We start from the raw sequence: 17,894 nt of genomic DNA on the forward strand, positions 1-17,894 counted from the left end.
AGGAAAGTAGTTTTCCACCAGCCCATATTTACATTCTAATTGTCTTCGTCAAATTATCCAAACGACCATTGCATATCCAAATATTGACAATATGATAGAACCAATCAAACCTGCAGCCAACGATTTTGACCCGGCCGTACGGAATGTTTTCAGTTCAACATTTAAACCCAACCCAGCCATCGCCATGCCGATCAACAAATAAGCCAATGAAACAATAAAATCAGCAGCGGCAGGAGTAACGATTCCCAACGTATTTATTCCGCTCATAACCAAAAATCCCAGAATAAACCACGGAACAATCGATAAAGAAAACATTGTTTTACCAGCACCTTGCTCTTTTCGAGAAAATATCATACCGACAAGTACTGCTATCGGAACCAGCAAGACTACTCTTGTTAACTTTGTAATTACTGCTGTGTCGACTGCCTGATGGCCTCCAGCCGCTCCAGCGGCAACTACATGTGCGACTTCATGCAAGGTTCCCCCGGCAAAAACACCATATTGCAAGGAACTTAAATGTAAAATCGGATAGATAAATGTGTACAAAAGGGTGAAAAGAGTACCAAGCACTGCCACGGTGGCTGCTCCAATTGCCGTTTCGCTATCCTTCGCTTTAACTTGCGGAGCTAATGCAACAACCGCCGCAGCCCCACAAATAGCTGTACCACAAGCCGTTAGCAAGCCTAATTTCTTATTAATGCCAAACAAGCGAGTCAACCAGTAGACCGTGATTAATGCAAAAATCACATTCACAACAGCAATAGTAAATACACCTAGACCCGCGTGATAAATATCTAGTAAGTCGAGTCGCATTCCCAGTAAAATGATTCCAGCCCGCAGCAATTTTTTATTGGAAAAAGTGATACCCGACATGATGGTTGGCGGAACCCCTATTATCGCCCGCCAAGCGATCCCCAACAGGATGGCCAGTACCAACTGTCCCATTATCGATAAAAACGGAAAACGCGCTAAGTAAGTTGCAATGAGTGCAAGCAGCAAGGTGGTACCCAATCCTGTTATAAACCCATTTAACGGAAAGCTCTTTCTTTTTCTTTTACACATTATGTGAACCTCTTCCTTATAAAATTAACTAGTTTAACTTTATAAAAAGACCAACCATTAGTAAAATAAATATTTGTAATCTTTACTATTAAAAAAAATAATGATAAGGAGCGAAACATATGCAATATGATGCACTCCAGACCTTCCTTACTGCAGCAGAAACCAAAAATTTCACCAAGACTGCCGAGTTGTTGCACATCTCACAGCCCAGTGTAAGCTTACATATCAAAAACTTAGAGAAAGAGTTTGAAACGGAATTATTTGTGAGAAGCCCCAAACAGTTTCATATCACCCCTACAGGTGAAATGCTTTATTATCGTGGAAAACAAATCATTCAAATTTATGAGCAGACGAAACAGGAAATACTCGCACACCACCATGCTGTACAAGGAGAGTTAAGGATAGGGGCAAGCTTTACGATCGGTGAATATATTTTGCCAGCTGTGCTTGTGGATCTGCAAAAACACTATCCAAATTTGCAATTGAAAATAACAATCGGCAACACCGAAGAAATCATTGGATCTGTACGGGAATTGAATGTGGATGCAGGGTTAATAGAAGGACAGACGAGTGATCAAGACTTGATTGTCGAACCATTCACAGAGGATCAGTTATTCATTGTGGCTGCTAGCAGCCATCACCTGAACAGTCTAGGGAAGGTTACCATCGATGATCTTCAAAATCAGATTTGGATTACACGGGAAGAAGGGTCAGGAACTCGTGCTTACCTTGAACATGTCCTTCGTTCACTCGGAATAAAAGTTAAGGCGCAGCACAGCATTAGCAGCAGCCAAGGAATCAAGGAATTCATCACCGAAGGTATAGGGATTTCATTACTATCCGAGAGTGTAATCCAAAGAGATGTCATACAGAAAGACCTATCAATAATCGAATTGAAGGATCATTCTTTCAAACGTACCTTATCATGCATTTATTCACCTATAATGCTTCAAAAACAAAATGTACAAACCTTCCGAGCAGAATTAATGAAAAGATGTTAAAAGTGATAGGCTCTATTCTTCGAATTACGGAAACTTGTTTGCAAAGATTATGACCGTTCGTCTCCTTAAATTCGCGTCAAAATCGACCTAGCGAATTCTTAAGATAGACAGGCTAATAAAAAAGTGGCTTCGTTATAACACTACTCTGCATGTAGAAGCATAACAGGGTAGGAAGCATAAAATTACCATTGTTTAAACAAAACAAACAGTGAATAAAGGAAATCCGCCATAGATAGTTACCTTTATTCACTGTTGAATGGGCGCTTCCAATCACACCGACCGCTAAGTTACTGTGCTCTTTCCACAGGCTTCTTCAGAGAGCGTAGGGGGTACTTACCACTCTCATTCTAATCAATAAAAAGATAGGAAGCTTTGTTATTTGCCAGTTGATTCGATAAATAAAACCGAATGTATTCGAATCATTGTTCATATTTTGTCTACATGAAGAATGCGATTTGCTGGATAACCTGCTAGATAGTGTTCTAGTTGTTGGTAGAGATCAGCTCTTACTGGACTTGTTGTTCTGTTACAGCTTCATTAGCTAAGTCAGTATCTTTTCGAAACAAAATCAGGATCGCAATAATCCCGCTGATCCCGATTAACATTGGATAAAAGGTAAATGGAACGATGGACACAGGCGAAATCGAGGCCAACCCCGCTGCAGCAAGCATTTGTCCGCCATAAGGAATGAGACCTTGGAAACAACAGGAGAACAGGTCAAGAATACTTGCAGATCGCTTAGGCTCTATTCCATATTTCGTCGAGATATCTTTTGCCAACGGACCGGACATCAAAATGGACACGGTATTGTTACCAGTAGAAACATCGACCGTACTAACCAAGCCGGCAATTCCGAAAGCCGCTCCCCTTCTGGTTTTAATTTTGCTGACAATGTAATTTAACAGGAATGTGATTCCGCCATTATATTTGATAATTTCCACCATGCCACTGATCAAGATCGCGATGATTGCTAAGTTTTCCATTCCGACTATCCCATCTCCAATGACACCTAGCAGGCCATAAAAATCAAAGGAGCCATTTGCCAGGCCGACTATGCCGGAAAAGACGATTCCCCCGACAAGGACCAGCAGTACATTCACACCAAGCAGGGCGATGACAAGAACCGCCAGGTATGGCAGGACTGTGATTAGTTGATAGCTTTGCTCTGGACTGACAGCTGCTTCCCCGACCGGAATAAACGCCAATATCAAAGCCGTTACTATAGCCGCTGGCAGAACGATAAAGAAATTCGATTTGAACTTCTCCTTCATGTTGGTTTCCTGCGTTCTAACTGCTGCAATGGTTGTGTCAGAAATCATCGATAAGTTATCACCAAACATGGCACCACCTATGACTGCGCCGACCGCCATTGCTGTATCGATACCGGTCTGTTGCGCCACACCCACAGCTATGGGCACAATGGCGACAGTTGTCCCAGTGGATGTTCCCATTGAAATAGAGATAAAGCAACTGACTACGAATAAACCGACCAGCAGCAAATTCGCCGGTAATATCGAGGTGCCCAAACTGACAATCGAGTCAACTCCACCTGTAGCTTCTGCCACGGAAGCAAAGGCACCGGCCAATATAAAAATAAGTGCCATCAGAATAATATTATGGTCGCCTCCACCCCTGCAAAACACTTCGACTTTTTTGGCAAAGCTTTCTTTACGGTTCATTGTCAATGAAAACAAACCGGCAATCAAAATTGCCACTACCACTGGCATACTGCTAAAGTCTTTCGTGATGAATGCCGTCCCGAGAAATAACAATACAAATACAAGAAACGGCAGCAATGCATACGGATTACCTTCTATCTTTTCTTTTTTCATTTTTCTCGTCCTCCTTTTCATAACAACTAATTATATGGAATGCTTCTCTTGCCCAACGGAGGTGTGCTAGGCCTCTTTCACACTGCTTTCTCTTATTTATAAAAATGAGTCCTGATCCAGCCTTGCGAAAAAAACACTCGCTTTCCGTGGGGAACGCTTCAGCCAGGTTGCTGCATGAATCTGCCTCTTCGTTCCTTGGATCGAGGAAGCCCGCTGCAGAGCTTAACAGGGAGAAGCAGACCCAGCCGTGCAGGGTCTTCAGACTGTTCCTTTCCACAGGATATGGATAATCTCCCTTGAATTTTCACCGCATGTAGAAAATGCAGGCTTCATTTTTAAGGATCTCGCAATTTTCCGCAGCTTGAGTGAGATCCCGGAGAGCGTTAGCTCAAGGAAGCTCACCAGCCGCCCGCGGAAAGCGCAGGGTATTTCCGCAGCGCTGTTCTCTCACCCCATAAAGGTTGGATGTCAGGAAAACTCATTCAAGTTAGTTCGCAGTTTATCTTTTTTCTAAAGCAAAAATTGGAAGAAACCTATTCTTAATTCATGGTCATTCCACCGGTAACATTGATACTTTCACCGGTTATATAGTCTGCGGCATTTGATGCCAGGAATAATACGGCCTCTGCGACATCTTTTGGAGACCCCGTTCTTCCCAAAGGGACTTGGGAATGATCTTCTGCCTCGATCGCTGCTGCTTCCACACCGCGTAGCTTGCCTCCCCAGATTCGTTCAGTACGTTTCATTTCGGTTTCAATAATGCCTGGACAAACAGCATTCACGAGGATATTATCGACTGCAAGTTCTAAAGCCATAACTTTTGTCAATCCAAGGACTGCATGTTTTGAAGCAACATAACTCCCCATGTACCGATATCCGTTTTTTCCTGCCTGAGAGGATATGTTGATAATTTTGCCGCCATTCCCTTCTATTTTCATCTGTCTTGCAGCGTACTTACTGGCAAGGAATACCCCTTTCGCATTGACATCCATGACCGAATCCCAGTCTTCTTCCTCCATTTCCAGCACTTCTGCCATCGTGGATATTCCGGCATTATTCACCAAAATATCGATGGAACCGAACCTATTAGTGACGGATTGGAAAAACTGCTCCACAGCTCTCCTGTCCGTTACATCCACAGTAAAGTGAAGAGTTTGAGGCTTATCAGCATGTATTCCTTTATCGGCAACGATCACCATAGCTCCTGCCTCTTCCAGCTTTTTGACAATCTCTTTGCCGATTCCTCTGGCACCGCCTGTCACTACGGCTATTTTTCCATTCAATTGGCTCATTCAATTTCCTCCTTTCCTTGTTAGTCAAAACGGTTTCGTTAACACACAAAAAACCTTCCGAGAAAGATGGAAGGTTCTGCTAACTCTTATCTCTCAAGAATGCTGGATGTAGCACCTTTCTGCGTACAGAGGTTGCTGAAGTGTCATCAGGCCAGTTCCCTAAACTTCTCTTGATAAGATTATACAATTGTATTAAATATCTTAATTGCAACTATTCCTAGTTGTCAAGTGTGAATTGCTTATTCCTCCTAATCCGTGGCCATACAGATGGACAGGTATCGAAGATCTTATTATGGGAATCCTAAGACAACGTAAGGAGGGATCCAATTGTCATTCGAGTGGCTTTCCATTTTACCGTTTTCTATTGTGATCGCCCTGTCGATTTGGTTAAAGAGAATTTTGCCTGGTCTTGTTCTTGGTGTTCTGTTAGGTTCTATCCTTTTAAAAGCTGGATGGTTAAGTGGATCTGAGCAAGCTGTCACTTACATGGTTGAAACGCTATCAGACGAAACTAATATCAAGATTATTGGATTTTTATACTTATTTGGTGGACTGGTCGGGATGATGACCATATCAGGGGGAATTAAAGGATTCGCGGAATGGATAGCGGGAAAAATTCATTCTCAGCGGAGTCTATTAGGCCTTATCTGGTTGACCCTGCCTTTTACTTTTATGATGCCGATGTTCCGAATTATGATGATTGGTCCCGTTGTTAAATCATTGTTGGGCAAATGGAGTATTTCCAGACAAAAGGTCGGATTTACGATGGATGTTTCTACTTCATCCGTTATTGTCCTTTTGCCTGTCGCGACCGCTTTTGTCGGTTTTATGGTCTCACTTGTTGAGAACGGGATTCATAAAAATGGTTTGGAAATGAGCGCTTATAGCGTATTTCTAATGAGTATTCCATTTAATTTTTTTGCTATCATCATGCTTCTGTTCGGTCTCGCTCGTACGTTTTGGTCTTCTAAAGCCATTGAAAAAGAACCGAACAAAGGGGATACTGACGAAGATCATCCCTTTCACCGTGCAAGTATTGATAAAGAATTATCACTGGTAAAAGCCCAGCCTTGGAATCTGATCGTCCCGTTATTTCTGCTTTTGGGTTTGTCACTGTATTTGCTTTGGCAGGATGGCCTTTCAAAAGGGGCGGAAACGGTGTTCGATGCGTTTACGAAAGCCGATGCAACATTTGTCATGCTGCTGGCAGTGTTTTTAACTTTGACGGTAACGTTCCTTTTCTATGCAATACGCAAATTACCGTTAAATGAATTGCTGTATCATTTCGTGGATGGCGGTAACCAAATGATGCAAGCAATTATTCTGTTGATTCTTGTTTGGGCTTTATCACTGAATGCGGAGGATTTAGGTTTTTCACAGTTCGTCAGTTCAACGCTGGGCAATTTTCTTCCTGCATTTACAATTCCGGCAATTTTATTTGTTCTGGGATCGATTGTAGGTTATTTTATTGGCTCTTCCTGGGGTACGTGGGGATTGTTTATGCCCTTAGGATTCTCCCTGGCCGCAGCCACCGATGCACCGATTGTAATGACAGTAGGCGCCGTGTTCGCCAGCGGTTCATTCGGTGCGATGACTTCCCCACTTGGAGATACAACGATTACTACAGCCTCCATTATGGAGCTGTCGCTGGTTGAATATGCCTATTATAAGTTGAAATTTTGCGCTGCCGGAGCCGGAGTAGCCGCTCTGTGCTATCTTGCAGCAGGTTTTTTCTACACCTGATGGGAGAATAAACAGAAATCCGGTAACTGGATGCAAGAAACCGTACACCTCCGAAAATGAAAGGAAGGGAAGATTGAAAGCTTCACCTCGCAGACATCTTCCCACCTTTCTCATGTACTAATCATGATCGAATTTCCTTCGATGTCTTTGATGACAAAGTAATGGTCATGTTGGACATTTCTTACAACATCCACATGGCTCTTCCTAACATAGGATAAAGCTTCATTAATATCCTGCGCCTTTAACATGAAACCTGGAAAGGCAGTTAAGTCCTGATTGTTTCGGTTGTCATCGAGCAGTATCCCAGTGCCTTCTTCATAATCGAACGAGTTAACGGGACCACCAATCTGGTGATTTTTTCTTATCGGAAAGCCGAGCACTTTGCTATACCATTCGGACGCCCTTTCCAAATCATAAACAGGAATGATTATATTACTTAAATGGTTCTTGATCGGATGCGAAGTATCATTCTGCTTAATGGGAGCTGGATTAATCCAGTCTGATTCACAGATCATCAAGAGATTTCCTTCCGAATCCTGTGTGTTAAAGTAGGCCAAGCCGGGATGTGGACGCTGTAAATCAAGGGTAATTGGTATTCCTGCTTCCTGTATCACTTTGTAAGCTGTTTCTATATGCTTTGTCTTCAGCTGGCAGATTGGATACCTTTTACCAACACTAGGTAGGTTGCGGTGATCATCAAGCGTAAGGTTGATGTTATTATCCATATCGAGTACATAGAACGGGATGTCTTTATCAATTGTGACATCGATATTGAACAATGCCCCATACCAGGCAGCCATTTTCTTTAGGTTTTCCACATGAAGCAATGCACCACCAACCTTGCTGATAATTGGTTGATTGATTGTTTTCCCATTCATTTTGATTCCCCCTTCCTTATCCAAAAGTCGGTAAATTCATTTAGGTTATGTCAGTCATTAGTCTCATTTCGCTTGACTACCGGAATCAATATGGAAAAATGCGGATCTTCCTCATCGCGGTCTGCCGGATATCTTTCATGCTTTATCGGCAAGTCGTCGTAATAAACGGCACCCTTTTCCTTAAAAGGACGGTATGAACTAGACTTTAGCCAAAGATTCAATTTCCAATATGTTTCTCCAATAACCTCCCCTTTTTGGTGCTCCGTATATAAACAAGTCATTGCGGGAATTCTGACTTCCACCATTCCCTTTGGAACCTGCTGTTCCTCACTTACTTTGTAAGCAGAATAATGAACAAAACCATCAGGACGCAGATGATAAGACAGCCCCAGTTGAACATCAGGCTCAACCGCTTTATCAAGTTCCCCCACTCTTTCATTCATACGTCGGATCGTTTGTTTTAATTGGCCAACATCCTTGTAAGCCCCTTCCCACTTTAATCCTACTGCTCGATAACCCGGTACTTCCAAAAGCTTATAGCTCTCTTTCAAAACCGTTTCACCCTTTCTTTTTTATGCTCCTCGCGCTTTCTTTCCGACATGAAAAAACTGCCCCCTCAAAAGAATATCCAAAAATGGTTGCATTACTTGATGATTGGTGTCATTGTGTATAGATAAATATTTTTTTGGAGGTATATGCATGATTGAAATAAGAACATCTAAGATCAGTGATGGGGAATTTAACCGTGGTGTCTTTGCCACTCGTGATATTTCCAAAGGGGAAATCATCCACGAGGCACCTGTCATTCCTTATCCGAATGATCAGCATCAATACATCGAGCAAACAGTTCTGGATGATTATGTTTTTGAATATGGGAAAAATCACACGGCGGTTGTTCTCGGTTATGGCATGCTGTTCAACCATTCCTACCAGCCAAATGCAGATTATGATATCAATTTTTCCAAGCATACCTTTGACTACTTCGCCCATAAGGATATTAAAGCTGGAGAAGAAATTTTGATTAATTATAATGGCGATGTAGATAACGATGATCCGCTTTGGTTTAACATGGAAAACGAGTAAACACGTGTTGGGATTGTCTTCAATTGTTCTGATACCATGCCAGCGCCTTTTGCTCAATTTCCTGAACTAGCTGATCTTTTCCATTCCTATACGCTTCTATGTCAGATGGAAATTGCGCGGCTAATTCCTGTTTTTTCGCCCCATATTTCCGGGCAATATTGGGATGCTCCCGTAAAAAATCACGAAATGCTAGATGCCGGTTCACCCCTTTATCCCTTTGTTGGAAGATATGTACATGGTGGCTGCGATTTTCGCCACCTTTTCGAAAATATCTGCGTCCCGGTATGCCGAATTCTCCTTTTCCCTCATACCCGATTGCAGCAATCTGTTGATTGTATTTGTCTACATTCTCGATTTTCCGGACTACCGGCATGATATCGATAATCGGTTTTGCCGCTAAACCAGGAACAGATGTACTCCCAATATGATGAACATCGATCAGTTCGTCCCCGAAAATTTCTTTGATCGCCGCTGCCTCTTTCAAGAACAATTTAGGCCATTGATCATTGTAAGGTACTACTTCAACGTTACGCACAATTCCCTCCTTACTCGTTTCAATTTCTGTTAACGAAAAAATTTATCATACTTATCTATTGTGTCAGGGTTTAATCCGGTTGACTGCTGTGCTTCCTGCTGCATCGACCGGTTACAGTTTTTACATACGTACCGGGCTTGGGGATTCTTTTTGATTTTTAAATACTGGTCATCCGAATAGTCAATGGTGAATTCCTTTTTACAGAAAAAGCAAGTCGTTTCCACCAAATCTCCCCCTTTCCTCTTTTATATCTATTTCGTCATTTCTTTGCTTTTTCCTTTAAAGATTACATGGAAGAAAGAATTATTCATCGTGCAAACTTCTTGGTCGGCGAGAAGTACAGGATATCCTACAAAGAAAATTATCCTTGTGAAAGTTCATCGCTGAATAAGAAGAGCGACAATTATGGTTAACAAGATTATTTTTTGTATTGCGGAATGGACTTCTTTAATCGAATTTTCGCTTAAAATGAAGGGATAAAATTTTGGCTTGCCTGGGTTCTTGGAGTTATCGATTTTTTTATTTAGGAACCTTTAGATAAGCCCATATTTAACCCTACCGTTCAATGTAAGTTTCTCTCTGTTCCTCCCCAATCAGGCAACCCACTGTACATACCATGAACATGCTGTCTTTTTTCAAGACATTTATACTGTTAATCAGTTAGATTTAAGCTATAATGTCGTTACTGTTTTCCCTTTCATAATAGTAAAGGCCTTCCGGGCAACGATTATTGGCAACCACAAATTGCTCGATCGTTTTCATAGAAGGATAGGCAATAAGAAAAAATAGAACGTAAAGTAAAGCAAACATAATAAAGCGGCTGGCTATTGCCAACCGCTGCTTGTAAATCCATGCAGAAAACATCTTCTAAAATATGCTGTCATGTTTAGTATTCGTTGAACGCCAATAATTCTTTGATATCTGTTTCTGTAAGCAATGCTTCTTGCTTTGCATCTGAATCGAGTATCTCGCCAATCATTTTCCGTTTTTTCTCTTGCAAATCATTCATTTTCTCCTCAATCGTTCCTCGGGCAACAAGTTTAATCACTTCAACATCCCGTTGCTGGCCAATTCGGTAAGCACGATCCGCTGCCTGTTCCTCGACGGCTGGATTCCACCAGCTGTCATACAAGATAACGGTATCGGCACCTGTCAAATTGAGTCCAGTCCCGCCCGCCTTCATGGATATCAGAAACAGATCCCGTTCCCCCTCATTGAACCTTTCACAAGTCTCCACTCTTTCGTGTCCCGGAGTCTGCCCGTCCAAATAAAAAAATGTCCATCCCCTGGCAGTCAACTCTCTTCCGATTAAATCGAGCATTTTGGTGAACTGGGAAAACACCAGTAATCTTCTTCCGGCTAGTTTTGCCTCTCTTATCAATTCAAACAACTGACGGAATTTTGCCGAACTTCCTTGATAATTATCAACGAACAAACCAGGGTGACAACAAATCTGCCTTAACCTCGTCAATCCGGCCAGTATCCTTATTTTATTTTTATGGAGCGTCTCCTTATCCAAGTGTTTCAAGGTATCATGCCTAAGCTTAGCCAGATAAGCTGCGTAAAGTTTTTTCTGTTCAGGGAGCAGTTCTAGCATATCGATGCTTTGCCGTTTTTTTGGAAGTTCAGCAAGTACATCTGTCTTCATTCTACGTAAAATAAATGGTTTGGCCCGTTTGGCAACTGCTTCCTTAGACAAAAAACTATACGTCCGAAGTCCTTGAAATAGACTAGGGAAAACAACATGGAATATGGACCATAGTTCTTCAGAGGTATTCTCCACGGGAGTGCCAGTCAACGCGAATCGATGAGTTGACTGAACCCTTTTTGCTGCACGTGCCGTTTGGGTAACAGGATTTTTGAACGCTTGTGCTTCATCATAGAAAACGGTATGAAAAACTGCAGCCTTCTCCAACTCGGCGATGTCTCTTCTCAAAATAGGATAAGAGACAATCAGGATATCCTGCTGACACGCTTGCTCGATGATTTTTTTCCGCGTTTGTTTTTCTCCCTCTATGACCATGGCATTCATGTCGGGAGCGAACTTTTTCAATTCATGGAGCCAGTTGTGAGTAACCGAAGAAGGACAAACAATCAATGCCGGCTGCTGATGCTTCCTAATCCGTTCTTGTTCAGACAATAAGTATGTGATAGCCTGCACCGTTTTCCCAAGGCCCATATCATCGGCAAGAATACCACCGAATCCGTAGAATGCCAATGTTTTCAACCATTGAAAGCCTCGAATCTGATATTCCCTAAGCACCCTTTCCAAACCAGGTGGCAAGTCGAATGCATGCTCATTTGGCCGGCTGATACTTCTCAAAAATGCCCGGAAAGAATCTTCCACTAACAGGACCGGATTACTGTCTACTTGATCAAGCAGCTGAAGGCTTTGCTCAAATGGGATCTTCAACCCGTTTTCTATGTTCCCTTCCCCATCTGGAACATCATTTAGAAATCGCCTGATTTCTTGGAATTCCTTCGTTTCCAATGAAAGCAGTGAACCATTTCTTAACCGGTGATATTTACGCTTCTCTTCTAAATCCTGCAACAGCTCTTTAACCTGGTCATCGGCAATCCCATCCAATTCAAATTTATATTCCAGCCAATTCATGCGGTCTTTATGTACCTTGACCCTGATTCTCGGAAAAATATTTTCTTTTACAACCCGGACCCTGACAGCCGTTGTTGTATAGACTCTGGCCAATTTCTGGAGTTCAGGCAAAGTATAGGTAAGAAAGTCGTACTCCAACTCTTCGTTATGCAAATAATAGCCACTATCTGTTTTGGTGAACAGACTGCCCTCCATTAACTGTAGAATCGCTTCCTCTTTTTCGCTATCCCTGACAATTAAAGAATGCAAAGCAAGCTCCCGTCCTTCCAGTGGATTAATCACAATTTGGTCATAATGGAATTCCAGGCCTGCAAGTAAACGGCTATTCACTCTATCCAAATACAATTTTGCAATAAGAGGCTTATTCGCAAGACTAAGATGCTCTCCTCCCGAAATGGTTACCATGCCGATATTTTTCAGTCCAGGCACAACCTTTTCGATAAAAAACGAGAATTGTCCACGTTCAATCGGGATCTTTTTTGTTCCGGATTGCCCCAACATCCGCATCAATTCTGCAAGACGCTTGCAGTCATGTCGTTCTACCTTTATCAGTTTCCCTTCCGCAAGTACGGTTTGATAAGGCTCCACCAGCACGATGTTCTCCAAACCCTCAACATGTAAAAAACCTTGCTTTCCCTCCGATTCAACCAATTCAAAACGCAGGGGTAATTTTTCCTCAGATGCTTCAAAATATGGGTACTTTTGCCTTAGGTATTCAAGTTCAACATGTTTGACTGTCTGTAAGAGGTAACGGAGCTTTTCCCAGGCTGATGGCGGAATCGGCAAGAATTCATTTTCCGTATTATCCATATCTTCCCGTTGATCCTGGATGACATCAGTCAGATGCTTAAGCACAGCATCTTCTTCCTGCGTCAAACAATGCATTTGCATATCGATCGTCAAAGCGGGAGACAGCAACACCGGTTTCCCATCCTGTAATTGACGCAGAAAGCTTGGAATATTTTTCACTTTATAATTAGATACAGCCAGGCCAATAACAAAATAATTCTCTGCTCCAGGTAAACTAACAAGCTTACAAGTGAATTGGACATCCAACAGTTGACGATTTTCAAAATGGGACTGTTGACTTGCTGGACGTACCTCCGGCTGTTTAAACAAGGTAACCAGGTTATCAGTCAGTTCACTTCCCCCCTGCGTCGATGCTTGAGCATCTGCCTCATTTTGTTCGATTGCGAGCAAGGCAGCGGCAATATGCTGACAGTCTTTAGGAAATCCCGCTAAAGATGGACAACTGCAAGAAGTACGGATATCTCCATTTTTGTCCATTTCAATTAATACATGGAAGTCTTCCTTGCCGATAACGATTGCTTCCCATCTCCCAGGTTGGGATGCAGTCAGTTCTACTTTCCGACTGCGAAAGAAAGTCTCCCCACTTCTAAAGGAGACTGTACCACATCTATCTTTGATCTTTTTTTGGGTAAGGTTTAGCTTCATTGAGTGCCCCTCCATCATTTAAAAGGGTATTGTAAAAAGTGCTGCTTATCATTATATCATGACCCTCTGTCTTGCTGGCACTTCGCTGTCTATTCTCCCCCCTATCGCTTTTATCCAATCCCCTTTATAATAGGAAAGACGATAACAACTAGAAAAGGTGTTTACAATGAGTATATTGACTGTAGCTAACTTGACCCATGGATTTGGAGACCGGGCGATTTTCGACGATGTCTCGTTTCGCCTGTTGCAAGGCGAACATATTGGATTGATCGGTGCCAATGGTGAAGGGAAATCCACCTTCATGAATATTATCACTGGCAAACTAGAACCAGATGCCGGAACCGTTACCTGGTCCAAGCGCTCGAGAGTCGGCTATCTCGACCAGCATGCCGATCTAAAACAAGGGATGTCGATTCGTGATGTGCTGAGAACCGCTTTTCAATACTTATATGACATGGAAGAAGAGATGAATCTTCTCTATGCAAAAATGGGAGAAGCGGAGCCGGAAGAACTGGAAACGATCATGGAAGAAACCGGGCATATCCAGGATGCCCTGACCAATAATGATTTCTATACGATCGATGCCAAAGTTGAAGAAGTAGCAAACGGGCTCGGCCTGAATGATTATGGACTTGAACGGGATGTACACGATTTGAGCGGCGGCCAGCGTACTAAAGTGCTTCTGGCTAAGCTGCTTCTGGAAAAACCGGACATCCTCCTGCTCGACGAACCAACCAACTATTTGGACGTCGAACACATCGAATGGTTGAAAAGTTATTTACTGGCATATGATCATGCCTTCATCCTTATTTCGCATGATATTCCGTTTTTAAATAGTGTGGTAAATGTTATCTACCATATGGAAAACCAGCAAATAAATCGCTATCCGGGAGACTACGATGAATTTCTCCGTGTGTATGAGATGAAAAAACAGCAGCTGAAGGCAGCTTATAAAAAGCAGCAGAAGGAAATCGCCAATTTAAAGGATTTCGTCGCCCGCAATAAAGCAAACGCTGCTACAAGCAAAATGGCGATGTCACGCCAAAAAAAGTTGGATAAAATGGATCTTATCGAACTCGATGCAGAAAAGCCGAAGCCTTCCTTTCAATTTCAAACAGCACGGACTCCTGGTAAGTATTTGTTTGAAACGAACGAATTGGTCATCGGTTATGATGAACCTTTATCCCGTCCTTTAAATCTTTCCATGGAACGCGGGCAAAAAATAGCTTTATATGGAGCAAACGGAATTGGTAAAACGACTTTGCTGCGCAGCATTCTTGGAGAAATCCCTGCTGTTTCAGGTTCTGTTCAATTAGGCGAGCATCTCCATATAGGTTATTTTGAACAAGAGTTAAAAAAAGAGTCAGACAACACATGCATTGAAGAAATATGGAGCGAATTCCCGCACTTCACCCAACAGGAAGTGCGAGCTGCACTGGCTAAGTGCGGACTTACAAGAAAGCATATTGAAAGCAAAGTACAAGTCCTCAGTGGCGGGGAAAAGGCCAAAGTACGCCTTTGCAAATTGCTCAACAAGGAAACGAATCTTCTCGTTTTGGATGAGCCGACCAATCACCTTGATCCTGATGCAAAAGCAGAATTGAAGCGTGCCCTTTCCGAATACAAAGGGAGTGTATTGCTGATTTCTCACGAGCCGGAGTTTTACGAGGGAATTGTCACGGATAAATGGAATTGTGAAGATTGGACGACGAAAGTGTTTTAACGAATGATAACAACGACCCAAAAGATAATTGCCAAAGCAAAAGCCGAACGATGCTTCGAGTCTCGTTCGGTTTTTTGTATTATCGATGTTAAAGAATGGGATGCTCTGGCTTTGATTCCAGCTCTGTTGGACGCTTTTGATAAATGGTTCTATATTTATGCCTTAACAAAACTTTTTATTATCTTTTTTACGAACTCATGTTCTTATTATACAATAGAAAGAAATGCAGATGGGGAGATGAAAAAATGGGTAAACAGTTAGCATCCTTGGTGGAGCAATCCACTGTTCCTGGAATGAGTTTGGCGATTATCGAGAAGTATAACCTTCAATCAACGGAATGTTTCGGTATCATAGAAGCTGGTACAAACCAGCGCGTAAAACCTGAAACGTTATTCAGCGCTTGCTCCATCAGTAAGTTTGTCACAGCCATGCTTGTAATGAAACTCGCTGGAAGAGGAATCCTGGACTTGGATGAGGATGTGAATCGGAAACTAGTCTCCTGGAAGGTACCCGAATCACCCCTTACAAAAACAAACAAAGTCACACTACGCAAATTGCTAAGCCATCAAGCAGGAATAAAAGATCCCGAAGAAAGCTTCGGCCCTCTTAACAAAGCTGAAGGCTTACCCCTTATGGAAGATGTATTAATAGGTAAAACCGCTTACTGCCCCCAACCAGTCCATATCAAAGAAAAACCAGGGGATATTTTTCATTATTCAGATGCTGGCTATTGCATTATTCAGCTTTTGATAGAAGATATTACCGAAAAATCTTTTGAAACAATAATGAAAAAGGAATTGTTTGAACCGTTGCGTATGAAAAACAGTACATATACATTAACAGAAAAAGAAAAGCTTTCCTCCGGTCACAATAAGGTTGGCCGGCCTGTGAATGAAAAATATCCGGAGTATCCATTTCCTGCAGCAGCAGGTTTATGGACAACCCCTACTGATTTGAATTTTTTATTGAATGAATTCCTTCTTGCAGCGGTCGGAAAAAGCTCCGTAGTACTCTCACATTCTCTTGCAGAAGAAATGTCCTCCCCCCCAAGGGTGCGCTCCCTTTTCTGGCCTTGGTATGTTTTTGGACTGGGCCGAGGGAGAAAAAGAGATTTCTTCTCTCGGCTGGGGAATTGGCTTTCAATCAATGCTTGTCGCTTATCCTTCCTTGGGAACGGGGGCGGTTATCATGACGAATGCAGACCAGGGTGTCCACCAATTGAAAGGTGTAATCGGCCAAGTATACAAGCGACTGCTTCCTCAATTAACAAAACCGCATTGAGTGTGTTGCTTTTTATAAGGTTGGGTATGCAATCATGAAGTGCAGGATGGTTACCTGATCTGTTGTATTAACATAAGTGTGAAGGCGGTCTCCTTTAAACCGAATGGAATCATAAGCTCCATATATGGGAATCGGTTAAAATGTTAAGGACTGCCGAGTTCCAGGCAGTCCTTAACATTATGTGTTTCTTCACTACCTTTTCAGTCCATTATTGACCAATAGGCAGGTTTCACATTATAATCCGGGTCAAATACGAACGGAGCATCTTTTCCTATCCCACCATTGTACTCTTCGGCCCTATCATCAAGCCAGGTGTGATCATCTGCAATTCCCCAAAAGGTGATGTTGCTGATTTTATCTTCCAGTCTCTCATACAATGCAAACAAATCATCATAGCGCTGTGCCTGGGTTGTAAAGACACTGTCCGGAATGGCATCGTATGTTGGGTATGCTGGAACTGGTGGCCAGCCGTAAATGCTGACATCGAGTTCGGTGATTTGGTTATCAAGCCCCAGATCTGCGAACATATTGATCGAATCTTCCATCTCCTGAAGGGATGGCCATCCAAGCTGAATATGGGATTGATGGCCCACACCGTCTATCGGAACACCTTGTTCGAGCATGTCAACAACAAGATTGTATAAGTACGTGCGCTTCGGTTCTACTTCTGTATTGTAGTCATTGATATAAAGTTTTGCATCTTCGCCAGCGTATTTCCTGGTTGTTTCAAAGGCAGTCTTAATATAGTCGGTCCCCGTTATTTGATACCATGGGGATTCACGCAGTCCGCGCTCATTAGAAGCATATTCATCGATTACTTCATTGACTACATCCCATGAATCTACATCATCTCTATATCGCTTCACAATAGTTTTTATATGTTTTTCCAACCGCTTCAATAGTAACTGCTTGTTTTTCTCCCGTTGCTTCGGGTCTGTTTCTTCCACCATCTTATTCCCCTGCTTATCGAGGAAAAACCATTCTGGTACTTGGCTGTGCCAGACGAGATTATGGAAACGGACTTCCATGTTATTTTCCCTGGCAAACTGTACAATCTTGTCTGCTTCTTCAAAATCATAACGCTTTTCTTCCGGATGAATGTTGACCGGTTTCATGACGTTTTCCGCAACAATGCTATTATAATGGTGTTTAAGTATTTCTCCCTGTGTTCCTTCCAACTGATAAGGCTCCACAGCGGCTCCAATGGCAAAGGAATCCTGATATCTTTCCTGGATAGATGGAACTTCTAAGGCACTAGCAGCACTTTCTGTTTGCTCTGCCCCCACAGAACGAGCGCCAACAGGAACCAGCAAAGAAAAGGCAAGGCCTGCAATTATAGGTTTTCGTAGGACTTGTAGCATCAACCATTTCCTCCTTTTAAAAATAATAAGTTAC

General features: G+C 42.4%; 15 protein-coding genes, 1 pseudogene and 1 riboswitch. Of the genes and pseudogenes, 6 read left to right on the top strand and 10 right to left on the bottom strand.

Annotated features, from left to right (window positions below; genetic code table 11):
* Nucleotides 1-48 precede the first annotated feature (48 nt).
* Nucleotides 49-1,062 carry a YeiH family protein gene (locus BLR82_RS03885; RefSeq protein ID WP_074597667.1) on the bottom strand — a complete coding sequence of 338 codons (1,014 nt, stop codon included), beginning with the start codon at nucleotides 1,060-1,062 and terminating at the stop codon, nucleotides 49-51.
* A 119-nt stretch (nucleotides 1,063-1,181) separates the two neighbouring features.
* On the opposite strand from BLR82_RS03885, the gene BLR82_RS03890 reads away from it, so the two are divergent.
* Nucleotides 1,182-2,063, top strand: coding sequence for a LysR family transcriptional regulator (locus BLR82_RS03890; protein ID WP_074597668.1), 882 nt, complete (start codon nucleotides 1,182-1,184; stop codon nucleotides 2,061-2,063).
* A gap of 506 nt (nucleotides 2,064-2,569) precedes the next feature.
* Here BLR82_RS03890 and BLR82_RS03895 read toward each other — a convergent pair.
* Nucleotides 2,570-3,895 carry a Na+/H+ antiporter NhaC family protein gene (locus BLR82_RS03895; RefSeq protein WP_074597669.1) on the bottom strand — a complete coding sequence of 442 codons (1,326 nt, stop codon included), beginning with the start codon at nucleotides 3,893-3,895 and terminating at the stop codon, nucleotides 2,570-2,572.
* 539 nt (nucleotides 3,896-4,434) lie between these two features.
* Nucleotides 4,435-5,187: an SDR family NAD(P)-dependent oxidoreductase gene (locus BLR82_RS03905; RefSeq protein WP_074597671.1), complete on the bottom strand. Its 753-nt coding sequence runs from the start codon at nucleotides 5,185-5,187 to the stop codon at nucleotides 4,435-4,437.
* Between the two features lie 83 nt (nucleotides 5,188-5,270).
* Nucleotides 5,271-5,367: riboswitch (SAM riboswitch) on the bottom strand.
* Nucleotides 5,368-5,514: 147 nt separating this feature from the next.
* On the opposite strand from BLR82_RS03905, the gene BLR82_RS03910 reads away from it, so the two are divergent.
* The gene (locus tag BLR82_RS03910) at nucleotides 5,515-6,930 is read left to right on the top strand and encodes a Na+/H+ antiporter NhaC family protein (protein ID WP_074597672.1); all 1,416 of its coding nucleotides are present in this window, start codon (nucleotides 5,515-5,517) and stop codon (nucleotides 6,928-6,930) included.
* 110 nt (nucleotides 6,931-7,040) lie between these two features.
* Here the strand turns inward: BLR82_RS03910 and BLR82_RS03915 are convergent, their stop codons facing one another.
* Entirely contained in the window at nucleotides 7,041-7,808 is a 768-nt protein-coding gene (locus BLR82_RS03915) for a VOC family protein (RefSeq protein ID WP_074597673.1), read from the bottom strand.
* A gap of 50 nt (nucleotides 7,809-7,858) precedes the next feature.
* Nucleotides 7,859-8,359 carry a GyrI-like domain-containing protein gene (locus BLR82_RS03920; RefSeq protein ID WP_074597674.1) on the bottom strand — a complete coding sequence of 167 codons (501 nt, stop codon included), beginning with the start codon at nucleotides 8,357-8,359 and terminating at the stop codon, nucleotides 7,859-7,861.
* Nucleotides 8,360-8,507: 148 nt separating this feature from the next.
* On the opposite strand from BLR82_RS03920, the gene BLR82_RS03925 reads away from it, so the two are divergent.
* The gene (locus BLR82_RS03925) at nucleotides 8,508-8,891 is read left to right on the top strand and encodes an SET domain-containing protein (protein WP_074597675.1); all 384 of its coding nucleotides are present in this window, start codon (nucleotides 8,508-8,510) and stop codon (nucleotides 8,889-8,891) included.
* A gap of 19 nt (nucleotides 8,892-8,910) precedes the next feature.
* Here the strand turns inward: BLR82_RS03925 and BLR82_RS03930 are convergent, their stop codons facing one another.
* The 4 genes from BLR82_RS03930 to BLR82_RS03945 all read right to left on the bottom strand — a co-directional run bounded on the left by BLR82_RS03930 (nucleotide 8,911) and on the right by BLR82_RS03945 (nucleotide 13,495).
* Entirely contained in the window at nucleotides 8,911-9,426 is a 516-nt protein-coding gene (locus tag BLR82_RS03930; RefSeq protein ID WP_074597676.1) for a GrpB family protein, read from the bottom strand.
* Between the two features lie 29 nt (nucleotides 9,427-9,455).
* Complete coding sequence (locus tag BLR82_RS03935) at nucleotides 9,456-9,650, bottom strand: DUF2197 domain-containing protein (RefSeq protein ID WP_074597677.1); 195 nt, start codon at nucleotides 9,648-9,650, stop codon at nucleotides 9,456-9,458.
* 442 nt (nucleotides 9,651-10,092) lie between these two features.
* Nucleotides 10,093-10,290 carry a hypothetical protein gene (locus tag BLR82_RS03940; RefSeq protein ID WP_074597678.1) on the bottom strand — a complete coding sequence of 66 codons (198 nt, stop codon included), beginning with the start codon at nucleotides 10,288-10,290 and terminating at the stop codon, nucleotides 10,093-10,095.
* Between the two features lie 22 nt (nucleotides 10,291-10,312).
* A complete protein-coding gene (locus tag BLR82_RS03945; RefSeq protein ID WP_074597679.1) occupies nucleotides 10,313-13,495 on the bottom strand; it encodes a DEAD/DEAH box helicase in 3,183 nt (1,060 codons plus the stop codon).
* Between the two features lie 166 nt (nucleotides 13,496-13,661).
* Here BLR82_RS03945 and BLR82_RS03950 point away from each other — a divergent pair, with 166 nt between their 5' ends.
* From BLR82_RS03950 to BLR82_RS03960, 3 genes and pseudogenes are all read left to right on the top strand, one after another.
* Entirely contained in the window at nucleotides 13,662-15,218 is a 1,557-nt protein-coding gene (locus tag BLR82_RS03950) for an ABC-F family ATP-binding cassette domain-containing protein (RefSeq protein WP_074597680.1), read from the top strand.
* 3 nt (nucleotides 15,219-15,221) lie between these two features.
* Entirely contained in the window at nucleotides 15,222-15,479 is a 258-nt protein-coding gene (locus tag BLR82_RS03955) for a hypothetical protein (protein ID WP_074597681.1), read from the top strand.
* Nucleotides 15,464-16,499: pseudogene (locus BLR82_RS03960) on the top strand (serine hydrolase domain-containing protein). Before BLR82_RS03955 ends, BLR82_RS03960 begins: the two are co-directional and overlap by 16 nt.
* A 200-nt stretch (nucleotides 16,500-16,699) precedes the next feature.
* Here BLR82_RS03960 and BLR82_RS03965 read toward each other — a convergent pair.
* Nucleotides 16,700-17,860, bottom strand: a complete 1,161-nt coding sequence (locus BLR82_RS03965) for an endo-1,4-beta-xylanase (protein ID WP_074597682.1) — start codon at nucleotides 17,858-17,860, stop codon at nucleotides 16,700-16,702.
* Nucleotides 17,861-17,894 lie beyond the last annotated feature (34 nt).

The sequence above is a fragment of the Sediminibacillus halophilus genome, assembly GCF_900103695.1.
Classification (GTDB): Bacteria; Bacillota; Bacilli; order Bacillales; family Amphibacillaceae; genus Sediminibacillus; species Sediminibacillus halophilus.